This window comes from Actinotalea ferrariae CF5-4, from assembly GCF_000603945.1.
Lineage (GTDB): Bacteria > Actinomycetota > Actinomycetes > Actinomycetales > Cellulomonadaceae > Actinotalea > Actinotalea ferrariae.
Map to the genome: position 1 here is coordinate 1 of NZ_AXCW01000433.1, position 1,758 is coordinate 1,758.

The window sequence follows — 1,758 nt, forward strand, 5'->3', positions numbered from 1 at the left end:
CTCCGGACACGCCGGGGTGACTCAGCGTCGCCGCGTTTTCTGGCTCACTGACGGGTGCTGCGCCGGTACCGCTCGTAGGTGATGGCGTTGAGTACGAACATCGCGCAGAGGTGGTCCACTGCCTGGGCCTGGACGTTCAGGCGCATGGCCCGACCGCCGGTGTTGTTGTTGGCCAGGAGCTTCTTGAACCATGAGTTCACGCTCTCGGTGATGTTCCGCAGTCCGTAGGTGGACTGGAACGCTGCGGTGTCCATGCGTGCCACGGGCCGTAGTTGCCCTTCGGCCTTCTTCCGCTCAGCACCTCCAGGGGAGGCGCGATGAACGCGGGGCCGGGTCTCGGTGTCGAAGAGGTGCCCTGAGGGTTGGAGCGTGCAGGGCAGCAGCCAGGTGGTCCAGACGGCGAATCCGGACGGTGTCTTGATCCGGCGGGAGGCCACCGCCTGTGCTCGGGCGCGTTTGAACTGGTGGCGGGCCGGTCCGTACTCGATGACATCGAAGAGTGCGCCGTCGTCGACCCACAGGTCGTGGGGGCAGTCGACGCCGTTGGGTTGCCCGTAGTGCGCTACGACGCTGTTGACCACGTCGTGGTCCTTGGTGGTCTTGTAGACGCTTGTGCCCAGCGGCAGCATCGCAGACCCGTGCGTCTGCAATGGATGATGGCGAGCGAAAAGACTCTCGTGGGAGTCTCGCACAGGTGGTATACGAAGAAGATGTGCTCGGCTCCGACTGGTCAGCAGTGTGACGAGTACCCCTTCTTCGCGACCGTCCAGGGAGGGCCGGCCGCCTACGGTCGGACCGCTACCGTCCTTCAGACGATCAACAGCGATGACAACCTCGCCGAGGGGAGTGCCTACGGCGTCATGACCTCGGCCTGCGGAATGGTGAGCGCCACGGCAGCGGCCGGGCCTGACCCGGGAGGTCGGTCTGACTTCCTGGTCGTTCCGCTGCCGACCGTCGCGGTTCAGTCCTTCTTCGTCTGTGGCAGGCAGGAATGAGGGACCCGAACCTGACAGGTTTGCTCGCCGAACTCGAGGATCAACTGCGGCGGCAGGGCGCGCCCATCGTCGACCATCTGGTGTCTGGCTCGAGCGACGAGCAGATCGATGCGGTCATCGCCCCGTTGGGGATCGCCCTGCCCGAGGAGCTGCGGGTCTGGTGGCGGTGGCAGGACGGGCTGGCCGACCCGGAGGTCGAGGGAGGGCTGCCCGGTGGATGGGAGCCGATGTCCATCGCGCACGCCGTCGCGCGGCACGCCGAGGAGCCTCACCGAGAGGACGGGACAGTAGGGGACCTCTACTGGCGGGACGAGTGGCTGCCGTTCGCCATCTGGGGCAACGACGTGCTCTTCGTCGACTGCGGCCGGACCGACGCCGAGGGCGCGGCCGCCCCGGTGCGCTGCCGACGATGGTTCGGATGGGAAGGATCAGAAGCCGACCGGGCTCAGTCGCTGGCCGAGGTGGTCCGCATCTGGGTCACGGCACTCGGTGAGGGGTACTGCGTATGGGACCCGGCTGCTGATCTGTGGGAGCTCAGAGACCCTGGCGCGTTGAGCGCGCTCGGCGGCTTGTGGCTCTTCTAGACGGTGGCAGGCGGTCTCTCGTGGCGAGCCGTTGCCCAGAGCTTGACGTGGGGCGACCCATCGAGGAGGGCCGTGCGGGACTCGGCGCGCGTCTGCGAAAGGCCTAGGCGTGACGCCCGGACGGTAAAGCCTTTCTGCCGGCGGCGGGATTCCAGGCTCTTCGGATCTATGCGTGGTTG

Annotated in this window: 3 protein-coding genes; 2 read left to right on the forward strand and 1 reads right to left on the reverse strand. The window is 66.9% G+C overall.

Features of this window, described 5'->3' with window-relative positions; translation table 11 throughout:
* Positions 1–44: 44 nt before the first annotated feature.
* Positions 45–629, reverse strand: coding sequence for a hypothetical protein (locus tag N866_RS18560; protein WP_034229558.1), 585 nt, complete (start codon positions 627–629; stop codon positions 45–47).
* Between the two features lie 24 nt (positions 630–653).
* Between N866_RS18560 and N866_RS18565 the strand changes: the two genes are divergently transcribed.
* Both N866_RS18565 and N866_RS18570 read left to right on the forward strand, forming a co-directional pair.
* On the forward strand, positions 654–995 hold the full coding sequence (locus tag N866_RS18565; protein ID WP_034229560.1) for a NucA/NucB deoxyribonuclease domain-containing protein: 342 nt from the start codon (positions 654–656) through the stop codon (positions 993–995).
* A gap of 80 nt (positions 996–1,075) precedes the next feature.
* Complete coding sequence (locus N866_RS18570) at positions 1,076–1,579, forward strand: SMI1/KNR4 family protein (RefSeq protein ID WP_162177342.1); 504 nt, start codon at positions 1,076–1,078, stop codon at positions 1,577–1,579.
* Positions 1,580–1,758 lie beyond the last annotated feature (179 nt).

Excerpts from the sequence above, each read along its gene's own strand:
- N866_RS18560 (WP_034229558.1), bottom strand. The coding sequence starts at position 629 with ATGCTGCCGCTGGGCACAAGCGTCTACAAGACCACCAAGGACCACGAC.
- N866_RS18565 (WP_034229560.1), top strand. The coding sequence starts at position 654 with ATGATGGCGAGCGAAAAGACTCTCGTGGGAGTCTCGCACAGGTGGTAT.